Below are 17,144 nucleotides of genomic sequence, written 5' to 3'. Positions count from 1 at the left end.
CGGCCAGGCGCCCGCGGGCACCCGGCCGGTGAAAGTCCTAGATCTCGCCGCGCAGTTTGGCGAGCGCTTCGGCGAGGATCGCCTCGCCGTCCGCGTCGCTGCGCCGCTCCCGCACGTACGCGAGGTGCGTCTTGTACGGCTCGGTGCGCGGCGGGTCCGGCGGGTTGTCCCGGTCCTGGCCGGCCGGGAAGCCGCAGCGCGGGCAGTCCCAGGTCTCGGGAACCTGCGCGTCGCTGGCGAAGCTGGGCTGCGTCTCGTGCCCGTTGGAGCACCAGAAGGAGATGCGCAGACGCGGCGCGGACTCGCCGCGCTCGGCCTCGCCCATCGGCCCCGCCCCGACCCGGCTTCCTCGGATCGCGTTGCCACTTGCCACGGTCGTAACTCCCTGCGTGATGGTGCCGCGAAGCGAGTCGGCGTTTCGCTTCGCTGCGAGCGCCTCAGTCTACGTAAGGCCCAACGCGCGTCCAGTGATTGGAGTTACCGGCCCCCCATATCCAGACGCAAGCCCCATGATAGGCCGCGCTCAGGGGCGCGTACCGAACATGGGGCTTTACGAGCGGAATGTGCTGTTCGCGTGTCAGCTGGTCGTCTTCATCAGCATGCCGAGGACGATGATGCACGCGAACCACAGCAGGCCCACCACGATGGTGATCCGGTCGAGGTTGCGCTCGGCGACCGAGGAGCCGCCGACGGAGGACTGCATGCCGCCGCCGAACATGTCGGAGAGGCCGCCGCCCTTCCCCTTGTGCATCAGCACCAGCAGCATCAGCAGCAGGCTGAAGATGATCAGGGCGATCGAGAACCCCAAAACCACGGCTGGACCAACTTCCTCGGATTCGGATGGACGACGGGGGCACAGCACCTCGGCTGTGCCCCCGCAAGAGTACGACGTATCGCGGCTACCGCCTACTCACCACCAGGATCACTGGTCGCGGAAGCGCACGATCTTGACGAACTCGTCGGCGTCCAGCGAGGCACCGCCGATCAGGGCGCCGTCGATGTCGGCCTTGGCCATGATCTCGGCGACGTTGCCGGACTTCACGGAGCCGCCGTACTGGATGCGGATCTTGTCGGCCACGTCCTGCGAGTACAGCTCGGCGAGCTTGGCGCGGATGGCGGCGCAGACCTCCTGGGCGTCGTCGGCGCCGCAGACCTGGCCGGTGCCGATGGCCCAGACGGGCTCGTAGGCGATCACGATCGTCTCGGCCTGCTCGGCGGGCAGGTCCTTCAGCCCGCCCTCGATCTGGGCGAGGGTGTGGGTGACGTGGTTGCCGGCCTGGCGGACGTCCAGTTCCTCGCCGACGCACAGGATCGGGGTCAGGCCGTGCTTGTAGGCCGCCTTGACCTTGGCGTTGACGATCTCGTCGGTCTCCTGGTGGTACTGGCGGCGCTCGGAGTGGCCGATGACCACGTAGGTGCACTTGAGCTTGGCCAGCATCGGGCCGGAGATCTCGCCCGTGTAGGCGCCGGAGTCGTGCCGGGAGATGTCCTGGGCGCCGTACTTGATCTTGAGCTTGTCGCCGTCGACCAGGGTCTGCACCGAGCGCAGGTCGGTGAAGGGGGGCAGGACGGCGACCTCGACGGCCTCGTAGTCCTTGTCGGCCAGGGCGAAGGCGAGCTTCTGGACGTGTGCGATGGCCTCGAGGTGGTTGAGGTTCATCTTCCAGTTGCCCGCCATCAGCGGCGTGCGGGTCGTCATGCGGGGTCAGTCCTCCAGTGCGGCAAGGCCGGGGAGCGTCTTGCCCTCGAGGTATTCGAGGGAGGCGCCGCCACCGGTCGAGATGTGGCCGAACGCGTTCTCGTCGAAGCCGAGCGTACGCACGGCCGCGGCGGAGTCGCCGCCACCGACGACGCTGAAGCCGTCCGAGTCGACGAGCGCCTGGGCGACCGCCTTGGTGCCCTCGGCGTAGTCGGGGTGCTCGAAGACGCCCATGGGACCGTTCCAGAAGACGGTCGCGGCGTCGGCGAGCTTCGAGGCGTAGAGCTCTCGGGTCTTCGGGCCGATGTCCAGGCCCTCCTGGTCGGCGGGGATCTTGTCCGCGTCGACCACGGTGTTCTCGGTGGGCGCCTTGGTCTTCAGGTCCGGGAACTCCCGGGAGACCACGACGTCGACGGGCAGTACCAGCTCCACGCCCTGCTTCTCGGCGCGCTCCAGGTACTCGGTGACGGCCGGGATCTGGTCCTCCTGCAGGAGGGAGATGCCGACCTCGTAGCCCTTGGCCTTGAGGAAGGTGTAGGCCATGCCACCGCCGATGAGCAGCCGGTCGGCCTTGCCGAGCAGCTGGTCGATGACGGCGAGCTTGTCGGAGACCTTGGCGCCGCCGAGCGCGACGACGTAGGGGCGCTTGACGTCCTCGGTGAGCTTCTTCAGGACGCCGACCTCGGTGGCGATCAGGTAGCCGGCGTAGTGCGGCAGCCGGGCCGGGAGGTCGTAGACGGAGGCGTGCCCCCGGTGGACCGCGCCGAAGCCGTCGCCGACGTAGACGTCGGCGAGGGCGGCCAGCCGGTCGGCGAACTCGCCGCGCTCGGCGTCGTCCTTGGCGGTCTCGCCGGGGTTGAAGCGCAGGTTCTCGAGGACCGCGACCTGCCCGGGCTGGAGGCCGTCGACGGCGTCGTGGGCGGCCGGGCCGACGGTGTCCTGGGCGAAGGCGACCGGGGCACCGAGGAGTTCACCGAGGCGCTCGGCGGCGGGCAGCAGCGAGAAGGCGGGGTCCGGGGCGCCCTTGGGGCGGCCCAGGTGCGAGGCGACGACCACCTTGGCGCCGGCGTCGGCGAGGGCCTTGATGGTCGGCAGGACGGCGCGGATGCGGCCGTCGTCGGTGATCGTCCCGTCGGCCAGCGGCACGTTGAGGTCGGCGCGGACGAAGACCCGCTTGCCGCTCACGCCGTCGGCGAGAAGTTCGTCGATCGTCTTCATTGAGTGGACTCCTACAGGAGGGCTCGTGGTGCACCTGATCGTAAAAGGACGTGGTCAGTACGTGGGACAGGGCCCGGACAGCGCGGCGGTGCGCTGCACGGGCCCTGCTCTCACTTCGGGGTCCTGCTGGCGATCAGAGCTGGTTGCCGACGAAGACCGTGAGGTCGACGAGGCGGTTGGAGTAGCCCCACTCGTTGTCGTACCAGCCGATGACCTTCACGTTCTTGCCCTCCTGGACCATGGTCAGGGAGGAGTCGAAGGTGCAGGAGGCCGGGGCGTTGACGATGTCGGAGGAGACGATCTGGTCCTCGGTGTAGTCGAGGAGGCCCTTCAGCTCACCCTCGGCGGCCTTCTGGAAGGCGGCGTTGACCTCTTCCTTGGTGACCTCGCGGCCGAGCTCCACGACCAGGTCGGTGACCGAGCCGGTCGGGACCGGGACGCGCATGGCGATGCCGTCCAGCTTGCCCTTGAGCTGCGGCAGGACCAGGGCGGTGGCCTTGGCGGCACCGGTGGTGGTCGGGATGATGTTCTCGGCGGCGGCACGGGCGCGGCGCAGGTCCTTGTGCGGGAAGTCCAGGATGCGCTGGTCGTTCGTGTACGCGTGCACCGTGGTCATCAGACCCTTGACGATGCCGAAGTTCTCGTCGAGGACCTTCGCCATCGGCGCCACACAGTTGGTGGTGCAGGAGGCGTTGGAGATGACGTGGTGGTTCGCCGGGTCGTACTTGTCCTGGTTGACGCCCATCACGATGGTGATGTCCTCGTCCTTGGCCGGAGCCGAGATGAGGACCTTCTTGGCGCCGCCGGCGATGTGCTTCGCGGCGTCTTCCTTCTTGGTGAAGATGCCGGTGGACTCGATGACGATGTCGACGCCCAGTTCGCCCCAGGGGATGTCCGCCGGGTTGCGCTCGGACAGCACCTTGATGGTGTGACCGTCGACCGTGATGGTGTCGGCGGTGTGGGAGACCTCCTGCTTGAGGCGACCCAGGATCGTGTCGTACTTGAGCAGGTGAGCGGTGGTCGCGGTGTCACCCAGGTCGTTGACAGCCACAACCTCGATGTCCGCCCCCTGCTCCAGCAGCGCGCGGAAGTAGTTACGCCCGATGCGGCCGAAGCCGTTGATGCCTACGCGGATCGTCACGAACCGATCTCCTCGTTGGTACGCCGGCCATGCGGTGCCGGCGAGCTCTGTTTGGGATGTCCCCGACCACCACCGACCCTACCTCTCTGAGAGCCCCGAGGTGACATCGAGATGTCCCATACACGGGCAGGCGGTCCGTACCCGCCAGTAGGGGTACGGACCGCCTCGGATCGGCAGCGGTTTCATCCCTATTCATTACGGAATGCGGGGCACTTCTGACGCTTCTTTCACTCGTTCGTGAGCGGGTCGGCTCACTTGTCGAGTACCCCGTTCGCGCACCGTTGAGAGGGGGTTCCGCTCACCTGTCGAGCGCGTCGTACGCCTTCCGCAGCAGAGCCGCCCGGTCGGCCGCCGACGGCACCTGCTCCAGGCCGAATCCGAGCAGCACGGTGTCGTCCGTGGTGACCGCTCCGTAGGTCTGGAACAGGGTTCCGGTGCGCGTCCAGTCCTTCAGCACCGCCGGGCTGCCGACGGGCGGTCCGGCCGCCTTCCAGGCGCCCAGGGACGACTCGAAGCCCTCGGTCTCCCGCGCCGCGCCGCTCACGACCAGCGAGGCGTCGTCGGCGAGGACACCGTGCCCGCCGGTGCCGGGGTCGGTGATGTAGCCGATCGAGACCTCGACGGACTTGCCGGCGTACGCGCTCAGGTCGAAGCTCACCTGCTGCCAGCCGGCGGAGCTGCCGGTGAGGCTGTGCCAGGAACCGGTGGTGCCGGTGGCGGTGCAGGCGTTGCCCGTCAGCGTCAGGTAGTGCTTCAGCCACGGGTGCTCGCCGATCAGGAAGCCGGCCCCGCAGTCCTCCGGCACGGTCGTCGCCGTGGCCCCACCGGCCTCCGGCAGGGTCGTCCAGTCGTCGGCGCCCACGGTGTGCGCCTCGACCACCGCGTGGTCGTAGCCGGGCTCCGTGTCCCACAGCAGGCGGGTGCTCAGGGCCGGCCTGTCGGCCGCGGTCACACCGGTGAGGTTGATGGTGCGGGTGAGGCGCTTGTAGGCGTCGTCGGTGTGCACGGCGGCCGCCATGGCGGAGCCCGCGTACGGCCCGTACGGGTTGACGGTCCCGGCGAAGGTGCCCGCACCCGCGCTCTTGAACTGCGGGTACGCGGCGACCGGCAGCTCCTCGGAGGTGACGCCGTAGGTACCGGCCTTGTCCAGCGGGTTGCCGGGCGCGTCGCCGAGGGCGCCGGTGAAGCCGCCGAGCGCACCGGAGCCGGTGAAGCCGGTGGCCCCCTTGGTCGACGTCCGGCTGTAGGCGCCCAGGTAGTACTGGCTGAAGTCGTCGGACAGGGTGCCGTCGCCGAGGTCGACGCTGCCGCCGGCCAACTCGCCGGCCTCGACCAGCCTGCCGCCCTCGTTGAGGTAGGCGCGCAGCTGGAGCTGGGTGGCGTTGGCGGGGCCGTTCGCGCCGGAGTAGTGCACGACCGTCCGGAAGTGCTTCAGCACGCCGAGCGCGTCCGGGGCGCCCTGCGTGGCCACGTCCCACACGAGGGCCCGGTGCCCCGCGGCCTTCAGCGCGCCCACGTACGTCTGGGCCTGTGTGGCGGCCGTGCCCTCCTCGGCGACCACGAGGGTGTCGGCCGCGGGCCGCTTCGCGACCGTGTAGGTGAAGTGGGCGCTGGAGGCCTTCTTCCCGCCCCTGGTCCTGCCGGTGAACCACACCTCGACCTTGTCGCCCGGCTCGCCGTCCTTCACCTTGGCGCGGTACTCGTCGAAGTAGAGGTCGTCCGCACCGCCGTAGGTCTCCCCGCCCCGCCAGTGCCTCAACGCCTGGCCGCGCGTACGGCCGCCGTTGACGCGGTACTTGAGTTCCTTGTCCCGGACCGCCTTGCGGACGACGACCGAGACCTCCTGGTCCGCGCCCCGGGAGTACGACGTCGAGAACGCGGCCGGAGTGAAGTCGGCGGCGCTCAGCCCGACCGAGGAGGCCGGCTTGTCGGGGTGTACGGCGGTCTCGGCGACGGAGAGCGCGAACGGGACGTTCTTGGCGAACTCCTGTTGGATCAGCTTCTCGTCGTCGGGGAAGTTGAAGACCGACTGGCAGTCCTGGCTCTTCCAGGCGTCCCCCGGGTCGAGGTCGGAGGCGGTCTGGCAGGTCGACATCTCTGGGGTGAACATCGCCATCCCGTTGACGTTCGACGCGTGGCCGTCCGCCTCGCCGTTGGTGGTGTACAGCTCCGAGGAGACCTGCGGGTGGTAGCCCGGGACGGCGGAGTTGCCGGGCGTGCCGGCCAGCGCCTTGTAGAGGACGTCGTCGGGGGTGGGCGTAGCCACCTGCCAGCCGACGCCGTAGAGGAGGAGTTCGGCGGCGGAGTGGTAGTTGATGCCGTAGCGGAAGCCGATGCGCTTCTCGAAGCCGTCCAGTGCCTTGGTCTCGGGCTCGGACCCGGGGCTCGCGCCGCGGTAGGTCTGGCTGGTGGGGTTGGGGGACGAACCCTCGTCGTCGTAGCCCCACTTGTAGCGGAAGTTGCGGTTCAGGTCGACGCCGTCACCCGTGCTGATGACGCCGTCGCCGTTGACGTCCCGCAGGTTCTTGCGCCACAGACGGGTGCCGGAGTCCTTGAAGGTGTAGTCGTAGCCGTCGGGGTTGGCCGAGAGGACGAACCACAGCTCCGTCGAGTCGACGATCTTCTTGACGCGCTTGTCGGTCCTGTAGTGGTCCAGGTAGTAGTGCATCAGTCGCCGGGTCATCTCCGGCGTGATCCACTCGCGCGCGTGCTGGTTGGACATGTACAGCACGGAGGGCTTGGAGCCGTCCTTCGACTTCTTCGCGTTCCTGGTCAGTTTGAGCGCGAGGATGTCCTGGCCCTTGACGGTCCTGCCGATGGACTCGACCTTCGTGAGGCCGGGGTGGGCCCGGGCGGTGCGGAGGATCTCCTGCTTGAGCCCGCCGCTGCCGCTGTACGGGCGGAACACGCCCTGCGCGGCGTCCTCGACCCGGGCCTCCGCCCGGGCGGACAGGGAGTGCTCGGTGAGGGTGACGCCCTGCTTGCGCAGCTGCGCGGCCTGCTTGTCGGTGAGGTAGACCTCCACCCGGGTCCTGCCGCCCGCGGCGGCCTGCTCACCGAGTTCGTGTCCGTCCTGGCCGGCCTTGAGCAGCAGGGGTACCTGCTGCTTGGTGACCTCGGCGCGGAAGACCTTGACCTCGTCCGGTCCGGAGGGTGCCGGGCTCGCGCTCTGTGCCTGGGCTGTGGGTGCAAGGCTCGCTCCGCCGATCAGAAGCGCGCCGACAGCGAGGATCGATCTCGCTCTGTGTCTCATGAACCCCCCTAGCGGTGGTCCGCCACAGCGGCGAACAGGTTGCCAGGCTCATGTCACTTCATGATCGAGTCAAGAGCGCCTCACGGACACGCGAACGCCGGTGCCGACCACCCGATCGGAGGACGGCACCGGCGAGTTGACGCCCCGTCCGGTCAGCCGGCGAGGTTGTCCGCGAGCTCCTCGGAGAGGTTCGCCTCCGTGCCCGGGATGCCCAGGTCGGCGGCGCGCTTGTCGGCCATCGCCAGCAGCCGGCGGATACGGCCCGCGACCGCGTCCTTCGTCAGCGGCGGGTCGGCGAGCGCGCCCAGCTCCTCCAGGGAGGCCTGCTTGTGCTCCATGCGCAGCCGGCCGGCGGCCGCGAGGTGCTCGGGCACCTCGTCGCCCAGGATCTCCAGGGCGCGCTGAACCCGCGCCCCGGCGGCCACGGCGGCACGGGCCGAACGGCGCAGGTTGGCGTCGTCGAAGTTGGCGAGCCGGTTGGCCGTGGCCCGCACCTCGCGGCGCATCCGGCGCTCCTCCCAGGCCAGCACCGACTCGTGGGCGCCCAGCCGGGTGAGCAGGGCGCCGATCGCGTCACCGTCACGGACGACCACCCGGTCCACCCCGCGCACCTCGCGGGCCTTCGCGGCGATCGACAGTCTGCGGGCCGCCCCGACCAGCGCGAGCGCCGCCTCCGGGCCCGGGCAGGTCACCTCCAGAGAGGAGGAGCGGCCGGGCTCGGTGAGCGAGCCGTGCGCCAGGAAGGCTCCGCGCCAGGCCGCCTCCGCGTCACAGGTGGCCCCGGAGACCACCTGCGGGGGCAGCCCGCGGATCGGCCGGCCCCGCCCGTCGACCAGACCGGTCTGCCGGGCCAGCTGGTCACCGCCCGCGACGACCCGTACGACGTACCGCGAGCCGCGGCGCAGTCCGCCGGGCGCCATCACGATCAGCTCGGAGCTGTGCCCGAAGATCTCCAGGATGTCCCGCTTGAGCCGGCGCGCCGCCATCGCGGTGTCCAGCTCCGCCTCGATCACGATGCGCCCGCTCACCAGGTGGAGGCCGCCGGCGAACCGCAGGATGGCGGAGACCTCCGCCTTCCTGCAGCAGGTCCGGGTGACGGGGAGCCGGGAGATCTCGTCCTTCACCGCTGCCGTCATCGCCATGGGCCGATCCTTCCATGCATCCGAAAAATACGGTCGTACGCGGCGGCCAACAGCTCCGGGTCGTGCCGGGGGGAACCGTCGGGCCTGGCCACCGGCGCCAGCTCGACCGCGGCTCCCAGCCGCTTGGCGGCCTCGGTGAGCGAGTCGCGGTCGGGCACGGCGGCCTCGTCGGCCAGCACCACGTCCAGGGCGAGTTTAGGGGCGTGTCGCCCCAAAACCTCCAAATGACGCTGCGGGGAGAAGCCCTCGGTTTCTCCCGGCTGCGGCGCCAGGTTGAGGGAGAGCACACGGCGTGCCTTGGTCTCGGTGAGGGCGTCCAGCAGCTCCGGGACCAGCAGGTGTGGGATGACCGAGGAGAACCAGGAGCCGGGACCGAGCACCACCCAGTCCGCGTCCAGCACCGCGGCCACCGCCTCGGGGACGGCGGGCGGGTCGTGCGGCACGAGATGGACCGACTGCACCTCGCCGGGCGTCAGGGCCACGGTCGCCTGCCCGCGCACCGTGTCCACGTCCTCGGGGCGCTCCGGGTCGTGCCCCTTGACCAGGGCCTGCAGCTCCAGCGGTACGGCCGACATGGGCAGCACCCGCCCGTGTGCGCCGAGCAGCTTGCCGACCAGGTCCAGGGCCTGCACATGGTCGCCGAGCTGCTCCCACAGGGCGACGATCAGCAGGTTGCCGACCGCGTGGTCGTGCAGGTCGCCCTGGGACTGGAAGCGGTGCTGGATGACCCGGGCCCAGGTCTGGCCCCAGTCGTCGTCGCCGCACAGCGCGGCCAGCGCCTTGCGCAGGTCGCCGGGCGGCAGCACGCCCAGCTCGTCGCGCAGGCGCCCGCTGGATCCGCCGTCGTCGGCGACGGTGACGACGGCGGTGAGATCGCCGGTGATCCGGCGCAGCGCGGCGAGCGACGCGGACAGGCCCATGCCGCCGCCGAGCGCGACCACCTTGGGCTGGGCGCCACGCCGGCGCGGCCGGCCCCCGCGGGCCTCGGCCGGGCGGCCGGCACGCGCGTCGGGCACCATCCGGCGCAGCCTGCCCAGCCGCGGTGTACGTCCCGTCATTCCCGTCCCATGTCCCGGTGCACGACCACCGTCTCCACGCCCTCGGCCGCGAGGCGCGCGGCGAGCTTCTCCGACATCGCGACCGAGCGGTGCTTGCCGCCCGTACAGCCGATGGCGATGGTCACGTAGCGCTTGCCCTCGCGCCGGTAGCCGGCCGCGATGAGCCGCAGCAGTTCGGCGTACCGGTCGAGGAACTCCTTCGCGCCGGGCTGGTTGAAGACATAGGCGGCGACCTCCTCGTTGAGGCCGGTGTAGGGGCGCAGCTCCGGAACCCAGTGCGGGTTGGGCAGGAACCGCATGTCCGCGACCAGGTCGGCGTCGACCGGGAGGCCGTACTTGAAGCCGAAGGACATCACGGTGGCCCGCAGCTCGGGCTCCTCCTCGCCGGCGAACTGGGCGTCCATCTTGGCGCGCAGCTCGTGCACGTTGAGGCTGGAGGTGTCGATCACCAGGTCGGCGTCGCCGCGCAGCTCGCGCAGCAGCTCCCGCTCGGCGGCGATGCCGTCCACGATGCGCCCGTCGCCCTGGAGCGGGTGCGGGCGGCGCACCGACTCGAAGCGGCGGACCAGGGCCTCGTCGGAGGACTCCAGGAAGACGATCCGCCGGGTGACGCCCCGGGTGTCCAGGTCGGCGAGGGACTCGCGCAGGTTGTCGAAGAAGCGCCGGCCGCGCACGTCGACGACGACCGCGATCCGCGCCACGTTGCCCTGCGAGCGGGCTCCCAGCTCCACCATGGTGGGGATGAGGGCGGGCGGCAGGTTGTCCACGACGAACCAGCCGAGGTCCTCCAGACACTTCGCGGCCGTGGACCGGCCGGCCCCGGACATGCCGGAGATGATCACCAGCTCGGGGATGGCCGCCTCGGGGGCCCCGGCTGTCTCGCTGCCCGTACTCACCTGTGCTCCGTTGTCCTGGCCCGTGGGCCGGCCGGTGTCCTGCCGGCTGGTGTCCTGGCCGGTGTCGTGCCGGACGACATCGTCGCCCGTGGCGCCGTGCGCCTGATCTCGTTGTGCTGTCGGCTGTGCGTCGTGCTCGGTCATGTCTCCTGCCCCCGTCGTTCGTCCGGGGCGCCCGCGGTCACGGGCTCCCCCGAGGGATCCCCCGTCGTGTCGGGTTCCTCGTCCTCAATGATCTCTCCGGTCGCCGTGTTCACGGCGGGTGCGGCCGGGGCCGCCTGGGCGAGGGCCACCGCGATGGTCTCGGCCGTCTTCCGGCCTATCCCGGGCACTTCCTGGATCTGCTCGATTGTGGCGGACCGCAGCTTCTTCACCGAGCCGAAATACTTGATGAGCGCCTGTTTGCGGGTCTCGCCGAGGCCGGGGACGTCGTCCAGCGGGCCGGCCCGGAAGCGCTTGGCCCGCTTGGTGCGCTGGTAGGTGATCGCGAACCGGTGGGCCTCGTCGCGGACGCGCTGGAGCAGGTAGAGACCCTCGCTGGTGCGGGGCAGAACCACCGGGTCGTCCTCGCCGGGCACCCAGACCTCCTCCAGGCGCTTGGCGAGGCCGCAGACGGCGATGTCGTCGATGCCCAGCTCGTCCAGGGCGCGCCGGGCCGCCGCGACCTGCGGCTGACCACCGTCGACCACCACGAGCTGGGGCGGGTAGGCGAACTTCCTGGGGCGGCCGTCGTCGTCCTTGAGGGAGTCGGTGAGCACCTCCGTACCGGTGAGCGCGGCGTCGCCGTCGGCGAGGGAGACCGGGTTGCCAAGGCCGTCGGCGGAGGGGGCCGCTGTGTCAGAGCCGTGGGTTGCGGTGCCACCGGCGCCGGAGGCGACGTCGGTGCCGGAGGCGTCGGCGGAGGTGCCGTCGGCCCACTCCCCGGTCCGCTCCTTCTCGGCGAGGTAGCGCCGGAAGCGCCGGGTGATCACCTCGTGCATGGAGCGGACGTCGTCCTGGCCGGCGAAGCCCTTGATCTGGAAGCGGCGGTACTCGCTCTTGCGCTGCAGACCGTCCTCGAAGACGACCATGGAGGCCACCACGTCGTCGCCCTGGAGGTGCGAGATGTCGTAGCACTCGATGCGCAGCGGGGCGCTGTCCAGGTCGAGGGCCTCGGCGATCTCCTCCAGGGCGCGCGAGCGCGTGGTCAGGTCGGAGGCACGCTTGGTCTTGTGCAGCGCGAGGGCCTGCTGGGCGTTGCGCTGCACGGTCTCCATCAGCGCCTTCTTGTCGCCGCGCTGCGGGATGCGCAGCGACACGTTCGACCCGCGGCGGCCGGTCAGCCACTCCTGGACCGGCTCGACCGGCTCGGGCAGCGCCGGGACCAGCACCTCCTTGGGGACCGCGTCCCCGCTCTCCTCGCCGTAGAGCTGCTGCAGCGCGTGCTCGACGAGGGCGCCGGTGGTGACCTCCTCGACCTTGTCGGTCACCCAGCCGCGCTGACCGCGTACCCGGCCGCCGCGCACGTGGAAGATCTGCAGGGCCGCCTCCAGCTCGTCCTCGGCGACGGCGATGAGGTCGGCGTCGGTCGCGTCGGCGAGCACGACCGCGTTCTTCTCCATGGCCTTCTTCAGGGCCCCGATGTCGTCGCGCAGACGGGCCGCCCGCTCGTACTCCATCTCCTCGGCCGCCTCCATCATCTGCTTCTCCAGACGGCGGAGGTAGGTGCCGGTGCGGCCGGCCATGAAGTCGCAGAAGTCCTCGGCCAGCTCCTGGTGGTCCTCGGGAGTGATCCGGCCGACGCAGGGGGCGGAGCACTTGCCGATGTAGCCGAGCAGGCAGGGGCGGCCGGTGCGGGCGGCGTTCTTGAAGACGCCCGCCGAGCAGGTGCGCACCGGGAACACGCGCAGCAGCAGGTCGACGGTGTCCCGGATGGCCCACGCGTGCGCGTACGGCCCGAAATACCGCACGCCCTTCTTCTTGTGACCCCGCATCACCTGCACGCGCGGGAACTGCTCGCTCATCGTGACCGCGAGGTACGGGTAGCTCTTGTCGTCGCGGTACTTGACGTTGAACCGGGGGTCGTACTCCTTGATCCAGGAGTACTCCAGCTGCAGCGCCTCCACCTCCGTGGACACCACGGTCCACTCCACGGACGCGGCGGTGGTCACCATGCTCCGGGTGCGCGGGTGCAGGTTCGCCAGGTCCTGGAAGTAGTTCGCCAGGCGCTGGCGCAGGCTTTTCGCCTTTCCGACGTAGATCACCCGGCGGTGCTCGTCGCGGAACCTGTACACCCCGGGAGAGTCCGGGATGTCTCCCGGCCTGGGGCGGTAGCTGGAGGGGTCGGCCATGTCTCACACCCTACTAACGAGCACCGACACCGCGTCGGGCCTGTGGACAGTCCCGGGCGGACGGGGCCCCAGTCGCCGGGCCGGAGGTATTCCCCTCTCCCGGGCATCCCCCGGGCAGGCAGCCCCCGGGGCGGGCGGCACACCCCTCCTCGGCGCCCCGAGCCGCGCCGTCGGCACACCCGACGGTCGCGTTCCGGCCATGCCGGGAACGTGTCGCTTGTCACCGTCTCCCGGTCGAGGCCCTTGATCAGGCCCACGGCGTCCCGCGCGGGGCACCTCCCCCGTCCGTCGAACGGCAGGGTCCGGCCAGTCGTCCGGAACAGGCGGGTCCGAGGTGTTGTCGGGTTCTGGTCAACACGCTTCAATGCGGGGGAACTCGGGGCCCGTACACACATGCGTACGGGCGCGCGGCGTGCCCGGCCACGGGCGTCCGCGGCGCCCACGGGGGTGGCCCCGCACACCCGCACAGGCGGTCTGACCAGCCGTAGCGACACTTCACAGAAAGGCCCCTCGGCATGCGGCATGCCACAGAGCACGCGGACGTCCCCACCGCGGAACTGGACACGGCCCTGCGCGGCGGCCCCTTCCACGTGGCGCTGCGCGCCGCGATCGCCGCACGCGGGCTGCCGCTCCAGCGCGTGCAGCACCATCTGTCGCGCCACGGGGTCAAAGTGGGCGTCACCAGCCTGAGTTACTGGCAACAGGGCGCCCGCCGCCCCCAGCGCCCCGAGTCGCTGCGCGCCGTACGGGCACTGGAGGAGATCCTCCAGCTGCCGGACGAGTCCCTGATCCGGCTGCTCGCCGAGTCCGACGAGCACACGACGGCCGGCCGTCCGGCGGGCCGCTCCTACCGCTCCCTGATCGAGGCCTCCGATGTCGTGGACCGGCTCACCACCGACCTCGGCCGGCCCCTGGACGGCGGACTGCACACCCTGGGCCACCACGAGTGCGTCCGGATCGGCGCCCGGCGCGAACTGGCGAGCCGCGAGGCCCACCACATCGTGCGCGCCCACCGCGACGGCGTCGACCGCTTCGTCGCCGTGCACCACGGCGACCCTGGCTGCGACCCGCGCCGCATCACCGTGCACGCCCTGGAGAACTGCCGCACCGGCCGTCTCCACTGGGACCAGGACACCGGGGTCCTGGTCGCCGAGCTGCTCTTCGGCACCCGGCTGGGCTCCGGCGACACCTTCCTCTTCCGGTACGCCATCGAGGACGGCACGGCCGGGCCCTCCCCCGAGTATCTCCAGCGGTTCGGCTGCCCCGGTGGCCAGTACGCGCTCCAGGTGCGCTTCGACACGGCCGCCCTGCCGGTGCGCTGCCACCGCTTCACCCAGCACTCGGCGGCGGCCCCTCGCAGCGGCCGGCAGGAACTGCCCGTGACCGGCCCTCACCACTCAGCCCACGTGGTCGAGCCGCGGATCCGGCCGGGCATCGTGGGGATCGCCTGGGACTGGGAGTAAGCGGTCCCTCGCGCCCCCGCCCGCCGAGGCGCAGCCCCTGGCGCTGAGACCGTAGCCCCCGGCCCCGCGGCTCTCCGGTCAGTCCGCCGGACCGGCGACGATCCTGCCGTTCGCGGCCTTCACCGACAGTTCGTTCAGGGGCACGGTGGCCGGCGCCTGGACCACCTTGCCCGACACGGCATCGAACTCGCTGCCGTGGCAGGGGCAGATCAGGGTCGTTCCCTGCAGCTTGTTGATGGGGCACCCCGCGTGCGTGCAGATGGTGCTGTACGCCTTCAGCCTGCCGTCCTCATCGCGGCTGACCACGACGTTGTGGTCCCGGTAGAGCTTGGCCCCACCCTTGGCGACCTCGCTCTCGGCGCCGAGGTCGACCGGCGCGGTCGGGGCGGCCGCGGCCGCACCCCTCCCGCCCGGGCCCGAACACGCGGCCAGGCCGAGCCCGGCGACCGGGGCGGCAGCGGCCCCTCGAAGGACGGTACGGCGGCTCGCGGAGGATCGGGCGGGCATCTGCTACTCCACTGGTCAAGGGGTGTGCAGGGCGACGATACCCGGACAGAGGGGTCGGGCTGGGTGCCAGGGGAGGTGGAGTTCGAGGCGCCGGCGGGACTGGAGCGCCGGGTGGGACGAAGTCCTCTGGGCGTAGTCGAAGTCGGCCGGGCGGTGTTTGTCGGCGTCGTGTGGGCCGGCAGAACAGGAAGTCGACGTAAACGCTTGCGTAAGCGTTTACGCGAGCCGGGGGGATGGGATAGCGTCCCGGCCGGAGGGCTGGAAGACCGCAAGACGCAGGCGGTTCGCACTCGCCGGCTTATCGACTTGTCGGCTTGTCGACTCAGGAAAGGGAGCGCGATGGCCACCATGGCGGATGTCGCCCGGAGCGCCGGAGTCTCCGTGGCCACCGTCTCCCACGTCCTCAACGGCACGCGTCCGGTACTCCCCCACACCCGCCAGGCGGTGCTCGACGCCGTCGACTCCCTGGGCTACACCCCCAACACCCTGGCCCGCTCCCTGGTGACCTCGCGCACCCGCTCCATCGGCCTCGCGGTGTCCGCCATCAGCAATCCGTACTTCACCGAGATCCTGCAGGGTGTCGAGGCCGCTGCCCTGGAGGCGGGCTACAGCCTGCTCATCGCCGACCCGCACGACGACCCCCGGCACGAGCGCAAGGTCGTCCAGCTCCTCCATGAGCGCCGGGTGGACGGCATGATCATCGCCCCGTCCGCGGACCCCGGTGACCTCGTCGGCTATCTGCGCCGCCACGCGGTACCGACGGTGTTCCTGGACCGGCTGGTCGACGCCAGCGTGCCGGAGGATGTCCCGCCGGGCGACGGTGCGGGTGGCGCCGCCGCCCTCGGCGCACCGGGTTTCGACCAGGTCTGTGCGGAAAGCGCCGCGCCGACGGCCCTGCTCGTCACCCACCTCGCCGAACTGGGGCACCGCCGGATCGCCCTGGTCGCCGGCCTGCCCGGGCTCAGCACCACCAGTGAGCGCGTCTCCGGCTACCAGGAGGGCCTCGCCGCCGCTGGTCTGGCGTACGACGAACGCCTCCTCGTCTCCGGCAACTCCGAGTCCGCCGGTGCCGAGCGGGCCACGGCCGCCCTGCTCGGCCTGCCCGATCCGCCCACCGCCCTCGTCACCGCCAACAACGCGATGACCATCGGGGCCCTGCGCGCGCTGCGCCGGCACGGCCGGTCCGTGCCGGACGACCTCGCCCTGTGCTGCTTCGACGACTTCGCCTGGGCCGACCTGTTCTCGCCCCGGCTGACCGCCATCGCCCAGCCCAGCCGGGAGCTGGGCGCCCATGCCGTCCGGGTGCTCCTGGACCGGCTGGCCGAGCCGGACCGTCCGGCCCGCACGCTCCGGCTGCCGTGCACATTCGTCCACCGCACGTCCTGCGGCTGCCCGGAGGAGCCGGGCCCCGCCGGGGCGGACGGGCACACCGCGTCATCCACGCTGTCCGAGAGGGGAACCGCCACGTGATCGTCGTCGCCGGTGAGGCACTGATCGACCTGGTACCGCAGGGCCCCGGGGCCCTCGCGGGCCTGAAGCCGGCGCTCGGCGGCGGCCCGTACAACACCGCCGTGGCCCTCGGCCGGCTCGGCTCCCCCACCGCCTTCTGCTCCCGGACGTCGGACGACGCCTTCGGCGAGGCCCTGCTCGACGGGCTGCGGCGGGCCGGCGTCGACGTGTCCGGGGTGCAGCGGGGGCCGGAGCCGACCACCCTCGCCGTCGCCACGATCGACGCCGCCGGCTCGGCCGCCTACTCCTTCTATGTCGACGGCACCGCCGACCGTCTGTTCACAGCCCCCGCCGCGCTCCCCGCCGGTACGCGCGCGGTGTCCTTCGGCACCTGCTCGCTCGTCCTGGAACCGGGGGCGAGCGCCTACGAGGAGCTGATGCGTGCCGCTGCCGGGCAGGGGCTCTTCACCGCGCTGGACCCCAACATCCGGGCGGGGCTGATCCCGGACGCGGACGCCTACCGGGCGCGTTTCAAGAGCTGGCTGCCTTCGGTGACGCTGCTGAAGCTGTCCGCGGAGGATGCGGCGTGGCTCGGTGGCAGCCCGCGCGAGTGGCTGGCCGCGGGACCGGCGGCCGTGGTGGTCACGCGGGGCGGCGACGGTCTGACCGTGTTCACCCGGGACGGCGGGGAAATTTCCGTGCCGGGTGAGAAGGTCGATGTCGTGGACACCATCGGAGCCGGTGACACGGTGAACGCGGCTCTGCTGCACGGACTGGCCGTCCGGGAAGCGCTGTCTCCGGAAGCGCTCGCCGCCCTCGGGACGGAGGGCTGGACACGGCTGCTGCGCTTCGCGGCCCGGGCGGCGGCGATCACCTGCTCGCGGGCGGGGGCCGAGCCGCCGTACGCGGCGGAGCTGGGTGCGGCGACCGCTCTCTGAGCGGCTGTTTTCCCTGTGCTGTTGACAAGGTACGGCCGGGCCTGCGGTGT

General features: G+C 71.3%; 14 protein-coding genes. 3 read left to right on the top strand and 11 right to left on the bottom strand.

Going from position 1 to position 17,144, the window contains the following annotated elements; translation table 11 throughout:
* Nucleotides 1–37 precede the first annotated feature (37 nt).
* The 10 genes from ACIP4Y_RS05830 to uvrC all read right to left on the bottom strand — a co-directional run bounded on the left by ACIP4Y_RS05830 (nucleotide 38) and on the right by uvrC (nucleotide 12,737).
* On the bottom strand, nucleotides 38–373 hold the full coding sequence (locus ACIP4Y_RS05830; protein WP_003976875.1) for an RNA polymerase-binding protein RbpA: 336 nt from the start codon (nucleotides 371–373) through the stop codon (nucleotides 38–40).
* A gap of 204 nt (nucleotides 374–577) precedes the next feature.
* On the bottom strand, nucleotides 578–814 hold the full coding sequence (secG, locus tag ACIP4Y_RS05825; protein WP_358639936.1) for a preprotein translocase subunit SecG: 237 nt from the start codon (nucleotides 812–814) through the stop codon (nucleotides 578–580).
* A 108-nt stretch (nucleotides 815–922) separates the two neighbouring features.
* The gene (tpiA, locus tag ACIP4Y_RS05820; protein ID WP_401388156.1) at nucleotides 923–1,699 is read right to left on the bottom strand and encodes a triose-phosphate isomerase; all 777 of its coding nucleotides are present in this window, start codon (nucleotides 1,697–1,699) and stop codon (nucleotides 923–925) included.
* A gap of 6 nt (nucleotides 1,700–1,705) precedes the next feature.
* On the bottom strand, nucleotides 1,706–2,917 hold the full coding sequence (locus ACIP4Y_RS05815) for a phosphoglycerate kinase (protein ID WP_401388153.1): 1,212 nt from the start codon (nucleotides 2,915–2,917) through the stop codon (nucleotides 1,706–1,708).
* 133 nt (nucleotides 2,918–3,050) lie between these two features.
* Nucleotides 3,051–4,058 (bottom strand): type I glyceraldehyde-3-phosphate dehydrogenase, encoded by a 1,008-nt coding sequence (gene gap, locus ACIP4Y_RS05810; RefSeq protein ID WP_358639930.1) that lies wholly within the window; start codon nucleotides 4,056–4,058, stop codon nucleotides 3,051–3,053.
* Nucleotides 4,059–4,356: 298 nt separating this feature from the next.
* Entirely contained in the window at nucleotides 4,357–7,311 is a 2,955-nt protein-coding gene (locus tag ACIP4Y_RS05805; RefSeq protein WP_401388150.1) for a M14 family zinc carboxypeptidase, read from the bottom strand.
* Between the two features lie 152 nt (nucleotides 7,312–7,463).
* Nucleotides 7,464–8,453: a DNA-binding protein WhiA gene (gene whiA / locus ACIP4Y_RS05800; RefSeq protein WP_030583311.1), complete on the bottom strand. Its 990-nt coding sequence runs from the start codon at nucleotides 8,451–8,453 to the stop codon at nucleotides 7,464–7,466.
* A complete protein-coding gene (gene yvcK / locus ACIP4Y_RS05795) occupies nucleotides 8,444–9,511 on the bottom strand; it encodes a uridine diphosphate-N-acetylglucosamine-binding protein YvcK (RefSeq protein WP_358639926.1) in 1,068 nt (355 codons plus the stop codon). Before yvcK ends, whiA begins: the two co-directional genes overlap by 10 nt.
* Nucleotides 9,508–10,551, bottom strand: coding sequence for an RNase adapter RapZ (rapZ, locus tag ACIP4Y_RS05790; RefSeq protein ID WP_358639924.1), 1,044 nt, complete (start codon nucleotides 10,549–10,551; stop codon nucleotides 9,508–9,510). Before rapZ ends, yvcK begins: the two co-directional genes overlap by 4 nt.
* The gene (gene uvrC / locus ACIP4Y_RS05785) at nucleotides 10,548–12,737 is read right to left on the bottom strand and encodes an excinuclease ABC subunit UvrC (RefSeq protein WP_401388145.1); all 2,190 of its coding nucleotides are present in this window, start codon (nucleotides 12,735–12,737) and stop codon (nucleotides 10,548–10,550) included. Before uvrC ends, rapZ begins: the two co-directional genes overlap by 4 nt.
* Nucleotides 12,738–13,252: 515 nt before the next feature.
* Between uvrC and ACIP4Y_RS05780 the strand changes: the two genes are divergently transcribed.
* A complete protein-coding gene (locus ACIP4Y_RS05780; RefSeq protein WP_401388142.1) occupies nucleotides 13,253–14,200 on the top strand; it encodes a hypothetical protein in 948 nt (315 codons plus the stop codon).
* 78 nt (nucleotides 14,201–14,278) lie between these two features.
* Here the strand turns inward: ACIP4Y_RS05780 and ACIP4Y_RS05775 are convergent, their stop codons facing one another.
* The gene (locus ACIP4Y_RS05775; protein ID WP_401388139.1) at nucleotides 14,279–14,707 is read right to left on the bottom strand and encodes a Rieske (2Fe-2S) protein; all 429 of its coding nucleotides are present in this window, start codon (nucleotides 14,705–14,707) and stop codon (nucleotides 14,279–14,281) included.
* 339 nt (nucleotides 14,708–15,046) lie between these two features.
* On the opposite strand from ACIP4Y_RS05775, the gene ACIP4Y_RS05770 reads away from it, so the two are divergent.
* Nucleotides 15,047–16,177: a LacI family DNA-binding transcriptional regulator gene (locus ACIP4Y_RS05770; protein ID WP_401388136.1), complete on the top strand. Its 1,131-nt coding sequence runs from the start codon at nucleotides 15,047–15,049 to the stop codon at nucleotides 16,175–16,177.
* Complete coding sequence (locus ACIP4Y_RS05765) at nucleotides 16,174–17,094, top strand: carbohydrate kinase (RefSeq protein ID WP_401388133.1); 921 nt, start codon at nucleotides 16,174–16,176, stop codon at nucleotides 17,092–17,094. The genes ACIP4Y_RS05770 and ACIP4Y_RS05765 overlap by 4 nt, the downstream gene beginning before the upstream one ends.
* Nucleotides 17,095–17,144: the final 50 nt, after the last annotated feature.

The sequence above is a fragment of the Streptomyces sp. NPDC088810 genome, assembly GCF_044750305.1.
Lineage (GTDB): Bacteria > Actinomycetota > Actinomycetes > Streptomycetales > Streptomycetaceae > Streptomyces.
This window is presented reverse-complemented; position numbering and strand designations above follow the sequence as displayed.

Coding starts and splice junctions, on each gene's coding strand:
- tpiA (WP_401388156.1), bottom strand. CDS start 1,699: ATGACGACCCGCACGCCGCTGATGGCGGGCAACTGGAAGATGAACCTC.
- ACIP4Y_RS05805 (WP_401388150.1), bottom strand. CDS start 7,311: ATGAGACACAGAGCGAGATCGATCCTCGCTGTCGGCGCGCTTCTGATC.
- yvcK (WP_358639926.1), bottom strand. CDS start 9,511: ATGACGGGACGTACACCGCGGCTGGGCAGGCTGCGCCGGATGGTGCCC.
- ACIP4Y_RS05815 (WP_401388153.1), bottom strand. CDS start 2,917: ATGAAGACGATCGACGAACTTCTCGCCGACGGCGTGAGCGGCAAGCGG.
- whiA (WP_030583311.1), bottom strand. CDS start 8,453: ATGGCGATGACGGCAGCGGTGAAGGACGAGATCTCCCGGCTCCCCGTC.
- ACIP4Y_RS05780 (WP_401388142.1), top strand. CDS start 13,253: ATGCGGCATGCCACAGAGCACGCGGACGTCCCCACCGCGGAACTGGAC.
- ACIP4Y_RS05775 (WP_401388139.1), bottom strand. CDS start 14,707: ATGCCCGCCCGATCCTCCGCGAGCCGCCGTACCGTCCTTCGAGGGGCC.
- rapZ (WP_358639924.1), bottom strand. CDS start 10,551: ATGACCGAGCACGACGCACAGCCGACAGCACAACGAGATCAGGCGCAC.
- uvrC (WP_401388145.1), bottom strand. CDS start 12,737: ATGGCCGACCCCTCCAGCTACCGCCCCAGGCCGGGAGACATCCCGGAC.
- ACIP4Y_RS05770 (WP_401388136.1), top strand. CDS start 15,047: ATGGCCACCATGGCGGATGTCGCCCGGAGCGCCGGAGTCTCCGTGGCC.